Source organism: Mesorhizobium sp. M2A.F.Ca.ET.037.01.1.1, from assembly GCF_003998075.1.
Taxonomy (GTDB): domain Bacteria; phylum Pseudomonadota; class Alphaproteobacteria; order Rhizobiales; family Rhizobiaceae; genus Mesorhizobium.
In genome coordinates this window covers 1-6,843 of the sequence record NZ_RZSA01000283.1, presented here as the reverse complement: position 1 = coordinate 6,843, position 6,843 = coordinate 1, and the positions used below count along the sequence as shown (strand labels likewise).

Genomic DNA, 6,843 nt, shown 5'->3' with positions numbered 1-6,843 from the left:
CGGCGAACATGTCTCTGCCAATTTGGCAGAGACATGTTCGCCGGCCTCTCAACCGAGACGAGCATGCAGAAGCTGCGACTTACCCACCCGCGTAACTCCCCGTTGCGCCAAAGAGCTCTTTCTGGCTGCCCAATCCGGCCGGTTGCTTCCGGCCTTCCTTACCCATGCAGACTATGACAGGAACAATTTGCGACTCTATTAAGGCGGGCTGATCGGAGCAAGGCCCGGCAGGTATGGTTTCCAATGATTTTACGAGATCGACTCTGCCATGCTGCGTCGCACACTGCGGCTTGAGCGGCTATTCAATGCCGCTTTTCTCGGCTCAGTCAAACCCGCGACTTTGAATAGTATTTTACCTGAATAACTTACCGTTGCGAGTGCTTCCGGTGCCATGCAACCGCGTTTCGTCTGCAGCAAAGAACGAACTGTCCAAAAAAGGCCTGAAAGGCGGACTACATTTTCCTGGTTTTCTGTCACCTTGTCATAAACGCGCCACAAAGGTGAAAATTTGGGCAGGGAAGGTTTATTATTTGGTCAATTCATGACGTGAACATTTCAGCGCGATGGGAAATTGTGTGTTGCGCTGCAGCATTTTTTTGATATCTTGCCGTAAACCATCCGTTCAACGTATGGAGCTTCTGCATGAGGGATGTCGCCAAGTCGGCTAATGCGGGTTTTGCGCAGGTCGGCGTTGATTTTCCACCCCCCATCGGCGGTCTGCTCAAACGCAGCTTCGATATCGTCGGTTCCCTGTCAGGGCTGGTTCTGCTCAGCCCGCTTTTCCTGATGGTCGCCTTGCTGGTCAAGCTTTCGGACAACGGTCCGATCTTTTACGGCCACAAGCGAATCGGCCGTGGCGGCAGGATTTTCTCCTGCCTCAAATTCCGCACCATGGTGCCGGACGGCGAGCGCGTGCTTGCCGCCTATCTGGCGGCCAATCCGGAGGCCAACGCCGAATGGATCGCGACGCGCAAGCTGAAGAACGATCCGCGCGTCACCCGCGTCGGCGCGGTGCTTCGCAAGCTCAGCCTCGACGAGCTGCCGCAGATCCTCAACATCCTGCAGGGTGACATGAGCCTTGTCGGCCCGCGCCCGGTCGTGCGCGACGAGCTGGAAATCTATGGCAGCGCCGCCGTCTATTACCTGAAGTCACGTCCGGGTCTCACCGGGCTGTGGCAGGTGAGCGGCCGCAACGACGTATCCTATGACACGCGGGTCGCCTTCGATCGCCATTATGTCGAGAACTGGTCATTGTTCGAGGACATTCGCATCATCTTCAAGACAGTTCCTGCCGTGTGGATGTCGCGCGGCAGCTATTGACCGGAACTATCGACCAACAGGCCTGCCCCGCGGCAACCGGGGTAGGCATCCGGCAGTGATCTCATTCGGGCGGATGGGGCCAAAGCGGATCGGAAACGTTCATTTGACAAAAGACCTCTTCGGACTGTCTTTCGCCTGCAGTCTCATATCTCGGACACCAGCCCGCGTCGCGGGCTTCTTGCTTGCGGCGTCACTGGCCATGCCGCAATTCGCCGCCGCCGGCGACTATCAGCTCGGCCCGCAGGACAAGCTCAACATCCGCGTCGCCGAATGGCAGACGGTCGACGGCACGTTCCGCGACTGGTCGGCCGTCAACGGCGAATATTCGGTCGGTCCGGGCGGGACGCTCTCGGTGCCGTTCGTCGGCGACATGCAGGCCGCCGGCAAGACGACGGCCGAGATCGCCTCGGCGATCGGGCTCGCGCTGCAGCGTAAGCTAGCGCTGCCCGACAAGCCGGAAGCCTCGGTCGAGATGGCGCAGTTCCGGCCGTTCTACATTTCGGGTGAAGTCCAGAATCCCGGCCAGTTTCCCTTCGTGCCCGATCTGACGGTGCTCAAGGCAATCAGCATCGCCGGCGGCATTCGGCGCAATGCCGACAACGGCCCGCAGATCGAAAAGGATCTGATCACCGCCAAGGGCAGCTATGACATCTATGACGACCAGCGCTTGCGGCTGATGGTCAAGCGAGCCCGCATCGACGCCGACCTGGCGGGGAAAACGACTTTCGAGGTGCCCCAGGAAATCCAGGGCGATTCGAGATTACCGACCATCGTCGCCGACGAAACGGCGATCCTGGTTTCCGACCAGAAGTCGCTGAAGCTGAAGCTCGATGCGCTCGACCAGTTGAAGGGTGTTCTGCAGTCGGAAATCGAATCGCTGCAAAAGAAGATCGCCAACCAGCAGAAGCAGGTCGATCTGGCGGAGCAGCAGGCAAACAGCATCGGTCCGCTGGCGCAGAAAGGGCTGATTGCCAATGCGAGATTGCTTTCCTCGCAGCAGACGGTCGCCGACCTGCAAGGCAAGATCCTGGACTACGAGACGGCTATCCTCACCGCCAAGCAGTCGATCAGCAAGGCAGAGCAGGACGCCATCGATGCCCGTAACACGCTGGGTTCGAGCCTCACTGCCGATCGGCAGCAAACGGAGACGAACCTCAACGAGGCGGCCTTGAGGGTCGGCATGCAGAAGGGCCTGATCGCTCAGGCGTCGGATCCAGCAACGACTGCCGCTCTCACCGGCAGTCAAGAACCGCCCCTGCTCTATTCGCTGGTGCGGGTCGCCGACGGCAAGACGAGCGAGATCGAGGCCAAGGAAGACACGCCTGTGCTGCCGGGCGACGTGATCAAGGTGAAGCTGGCGCCGACGACCAGCCAGTAGCGTCGCCGGCCACGGCTTGCACGCAGCGAACCGAGGAACGGAGGCGGGAGGGACACATCAGGCTCGTCCGCGTCACGGCGGGGGCGGGCGATCTGTTTTGGACCGCTTGAAGGCATAACATGCAGCCCGCAGCCCCGCGTCACGTGTATCTGAACCTCGACGCCATCCGCGGCGTGGCGGCGATCAGCGTCATGCTCTATCACTTCTCGCCGTTCCTGGCCGACGGCAAGGTGCTGCCGTCGAGCTATCTCGCGGTCGACCTTTTCTTCCTGCTGAGCGGCTTCGTCATAGCGCATGCCTATGACCGCAAGATCGAGAACGGCATGGGCTTCGGCTCGTTCGTGGCGATCCGCCTGATCCGGCTTTATCCGCTTTATCTCGCCGGCACGCTGCTCGGCTTCTTCTATCTGCTGGCCAAGAACAGGCTGATGCCGGCCGAGTACATGCCGCTGTCCGAGATCGGCCTGCAGCTGACGACAGGCATGTTCTTCATCCCGCTGGTCAGCGACGCCTATCACACGATCTTCCCGCTCAACCCCGCTTCGTGGTCGCTGTTCTTCGAGCTGATCGTCAACATCGCCTATGTCGCGGTGTTCGTCCTTTTGTCGCGGCGCGTGCTGACGGGGATCGTCGTGGTCAGCCTCGTCCTGCTCGTCGCTGCCTCTGTTTTCGCCGGCACGCTGGATTTCGGCATGACTGGCAAGACCATCGTCAGCGGGCTGCCGCGCGTCACCTTCTCGTTCTTCCTCGGGGTGCTGCTTTGCCGCTCCATGGCGCGCTGGCAGGGCAGCGTCGGCTTCCTGCGGCGCGGCTTGTGGGTCGAGGGCGCGATCCTGCTCACCCTTGCCGTCTTCGCCCTCGCACCGGCCGGCGGCGCGCGCGTTGTCTACGATCTTGCGGCAATCGTCATCGTCTTCCCGATCATGGTGGCGACCGGCGCGGTGGCGCCGACCGCACCGCTTCTGTCAGGCATCTATGGCTGGCTCGGGCGGATTTCCTACCCGATCTACATCATCCACACGCCGATGCTGATGATCATCGCCGGAGCCGGCAAGGCTTTCTCCATCGATCCTTTCGCGCACCATCCCTGGTTCGGTATCGTCAAGGCGGCCTCGGTCGTCGCGATCGCGGACATCGCCACGCGCGTTTATGACGAGCCGGTGCGGCGCTTCCTGCAGCGGCAGATGCGGCGCGCGCGAGCCGTGGCTTAGCGCGGCTCACTCAAGAAGGGCTCAACGGACAAAATCCGGCATGAAGATTCCGAAATCCATTCTGATCGATCCCGATCGCAACGAGACCTACGGCGCCTTCGCGGTCGCGATTTCCGTGATCGCCTTCGCCTATTCGCCCAATTTCGGCCAGATCCTGATCCTCGCCTACTATGCCGTCTGGCTGCCGCTGCTGTTCGTCGACTACCGGCGCTTCACCTGGAGGCTTTCCGCGGCGTGGCTGCCGATCACGCTTGCGCTCTATGTCTGCCTCTCGGTGTTCTGGTCCCAGGCGGCAGGCATCAGCGCGCGCGCGGCGGTGCAATATAGCTCGCACATCGTCTGCGCCTATGTCGCGGCGCGCACCATCAGCGTGCGCACGCTGGTGGTGGGCTCGCTGATCGGTATCTTCGTCGTTCTGCTCTATTCAATGAAAGTCGGCGCTTATGCGCTCGACATCATGGACGGCACCGTCAATTTCGTCGGCGCCTTCGGTTCCAAGAACCAGGTCGGCTTCTTCGCCTCGCTCGGCATCTTCTTTTGCCTTGCGTTCCTGGTCTTCTATCGGCGCAATTGGCTTGGCTTCGCCTGGACCGCGCCAATCATGCTTTTGTCGGTCTACATGCTGGCAATCGCCCATTCGGCGACGTCCGTGGCCTCGCTGCCGGCCGTGATCGGCGTCGTGTCGCTGCTCACCATGAGCAAGGTGCTGTCGCTGCGCTATCGCCGCGTGCTGTTCGTTGTCGGCGCCGGCGCGCTGGTGACGGCTGTCGTGGCAGCGCTCAATCTCGGCCTGCTGGATGTCGTGCTCGGCATCTTCGGCAAGGATTCGACGCTCACCGGCCGCACCTATCTGTGGGAGCAGGGCTGGGAGGCGGCGCAGCAGCATCTGCTGCTCGGCTATGGCTACGCCGCCTACTGGGTGCAGGGTTTTGCCGATCCGGAGCGGCTGTGGGCGGAATTCTATATCTCGACCCGCTCGGGCTTCCACTTCCACAACACCTATGTCGAGACGCTGGTGGAAATCGGCTTCATCGGCGTCACCCTGCTGGCGCTGGTCATCCTGCGCGCTTTCTATGGCCATGTGTCGAAAGTGGTGTTCGGCGACTGGAGCGCCGATTCGGTGGTGCTTGCCGGCGCGATCGGACTGATGCTGATCCGCTCCTTCTTCGAGGTCGAGATGCTCGGCCCCTACTTCACGGCGTCCTTCATCGTCTATTACGGCCTGTTCAGGCTGACCCCGTTGCCGGCTTTCCGGCGCCGCAGGGTGGCCGTTCCGGCCGAGGACGAAAGGCCTGCCAATGGCCGCGTCCCGGCGCCGGTCTGATCAGAATAGCCAAGCGCAAATCCGGGCGGAAACCTGCGCCGGCGGCGACAGTTTTCGACCTCAACAGCTTCGTCAGCGTGCGCAAGAGAAGGGTGGGTTTGTCCACAACCGCTCCCGATGTCAGTTGTGCAAATCCTTGGAAATCGCCGGCCCGATGGCGAAATCGGAGAACGTCACCTCGAATCCTTCGCGCTGCGGCGAGCAGCACATCATGCCGACATCGACCGATTTCGAGACCGGGAAGTAGGCCAGCCGCACCGGCTTCCAATGGCCGTCGGCGGCATCCATATATTGGATGCGGATCGCCTCGGCGTGACGGGTCAAGCGGATCCTGACGCCGTCCTTGCCGGCGGCGATGGCGACCAGCGACCAGTCGGAGGTGTCGTTGGTCACGACGACCGAGAAATAGGCCAGGCCGTCGGTGTATTCGATGCCGGCCTTGATCCAGTGCGTTTCGCTCAGGCGCAGCATCAGCCCCGCCTGATCGTAGAGCACCTTGTAGTCGCCCTTGACGGTGACCTCGGCGCTGAAGTCACCCTCGACGGGACGGTAGAGGAAATGGCCGTTGTCGCGCCAGAAGCCGTAAAAAGTCTCGCGCCAGAAATCCGTGTCCTTGCCGGTGCGGACGGTGAGCGTGCCGTCGCCGACCGCGTGGTGCGGCGGCGGGTTCAGCCATGTCATGTCGGCCACGCTCATCGATCTCCTCCCGAATTGGGCTAGTGCGTTTCACCGTTTCACGGAAACGGCGAAACGCCCTATCCCCTTGTTTTCTACGCAATTCCGAACGGAAAACCGCTCACACTTTTCCTGGAATTGCTTTAGCCGGCGAATGTATAGGCTGTCTTCACCGTGGTGTAGAACTCCATGGCGTAGCGGCCCTGCTCGCGCGGACCGTAGCTCGAGCCCTTGCGGCCGCCGAACGGCACGTGGAAGTCGACGCCCGCCGTCGGCAGGTTGACCATGACCATGCCGGCTTCGGAATTGCGCTTGAAATGCGTCGCATGCTTCAGGCTGGTCGTGCAGATGCCCGAGGTGAGACCGAACGGCGTGTCGTTGGCGACCGCCAGCGCCTCGTCATAATCCTTGACGCGGATGACATTGGCGACCGGACCGAAGATCTCCTCGCGCGAGATGCGCATGGCATTGGTGGAGCCGACGAATAGCGCCGGCTTCAGATAGAAGCCCGGCGTGCCGCGCTCCAGCCGCTCGCCACCGAAGGCAAGCTCGGCGCCTTCCTGGCGGCCGATGGCAATGTAATCCTCATCCTGCTTGAGCTGGGTCTGGTCGACGACCGGACCGATCTGCGTCTTGGCATCCAGCGCATCGCCGATGATGAGCTTGTCTAGGCGTTCCTTCACCGCGTCGACGAAGCGATCGTGGATGCCGTCGGTGACGATCAGGCGCGAGGATGCGGTGCAGCGTTGCCCGGTCGAGAAATAGGCGCCGTTGACGGCGCAGTCGACGGCAACGGCAAGGTCGGCGTCATCTAGCACGACGAGCGGGTTCTTGCCGCCCATTTCGAGCTGGAACTTGCGCATGTGCTCGACGCTTGCCGCAGCGACACGCTTGCCGGTGCCGACCGAGCCGGTGAAGGAGATGGCGTTGACGTC

The 6,843-nt window shown here is 61.7% G+C and carries 6 protein-coding genes; 4 read left to right on the top strand and 2 right to left on the bottom strand.

Annotated elements, in window-relative coordinates; all coding sequences use genetic code 11:
• Positions 1–642: 642 nt before the first annotated feature.
• The 4 genes from EOA27_RS15935 (at position 643) to EOA27_RS15920 (ending at position 5,233) form a co-directional block, all read left to right on the top strand.
• A complete protein-coding gene (locus tag EOA27_RS15935) occupies positions 643–1,320 on the top strand; it encodes a sugar transferase (protein WP_042645112.1) in 678 nt (225 codons plus the stop codon).
• Positions 1,321–1,519: 199 nt separating this feature from the next.
• The gene (locus EOA27_RS15930; protein WP_245491102.1) at positions 1,520–2,698 is read left to right on the top strand and encodes a polysaccharide biosynthesis/export family protein; all 1,179 of its coding nucleotides are present in this window, start codon (positions 1,520–1,522) and stop codon (positions 2,696–2,698) included.
• Between the two features lie 119 nt (positions 2,699–2,817).
• Entirely contained in the window at positions 2,818–3,909 is a 1,092-nt protein-coding gene (locus EOA27_RS15925; RefSeq protein ID WP_127256661.1) for an acyltransferase, read from the top strand.
• A 40-nt stretch (positions 3,910–3,949) separates the two neighbouring features.
• Positions 3,950–5,233 carry an O-antigen ligase gene (locus tag EOA27_RS15920; protein ID WP_127256659.1) on the top strand — a complete coding sequence of 428 codons (1,284 nt, stop codon included), beginning with the start codon at positions 3,950–3,952 and terminating at the stop codon, positions 5,231–5,233.
• A gap of 120 nt (positions 5,234–5,353) precedes the next feature.
• Here EOA27_RS15920 and EOA27_RS15915 read toward each other — a convergent pair whose 3' ends face one another.
• Positions 5,354–5,929, bottom strand: coding sequence for a DUF1349 domain-containing protein (locus tag EOA27_RS15915; RefSeq protein WP_127256657.1), 576 nt, complete (start codon positions 5,927–5,929; stop codon positions 5,354–5,356).
• Between the two features lie 122 nt (positions 5,930–6,051).
• A partial coding sequence (locus EOA27_RS15910; RefSeq protein WP_127256655.1) for an aldehyde dehydrogenase family protein occupies positions 6,052–6,843 on the bottom strand: 792 nt, incomplete at its 5' end.

What these genes read in the sequence shown, in the direction of transcription:
- EOA27_RS15935 (WP_042645112.1), top strand. Translation starts at nt 643, where the DNA reads ATGAGGGATGTCGCCAAGTCGGCTAATGCGGGTTTTGCGCAGGTCGGC.
- EOA27_RS15930 (WP_245491102.1), top strand. Translation starts at nt 1,520, where the DNA reads ATGCCGCAATTCGCCGCCGCCGGCGACTATCAGCTCGGCCCGCAGGAC.
- EOA27_RS15925 (WP_127256661.1), top strand. Translation starts at nt 2,818, where the DNA reads ATGCAGCCCGCAGCCCCGCGTCACGTGTATCTGAACCTCGACGCCATC.
- EOA27_RS15920 (WP_127256659.1), top strand. Translation starts at nt 3,950, where the DNA reads ATGAAGATTCCGAAATCCATTCTGATCGATCCCGATCGCAACGAGACC.
- EOA27_RS15915 (WP_127256657.1), bottom strand. Translation starts at nt 5,929, where the DNA reads ATGAGCGTGGCCGACATGACATGGCTGAACCCGCCGCCGCACCACGCG.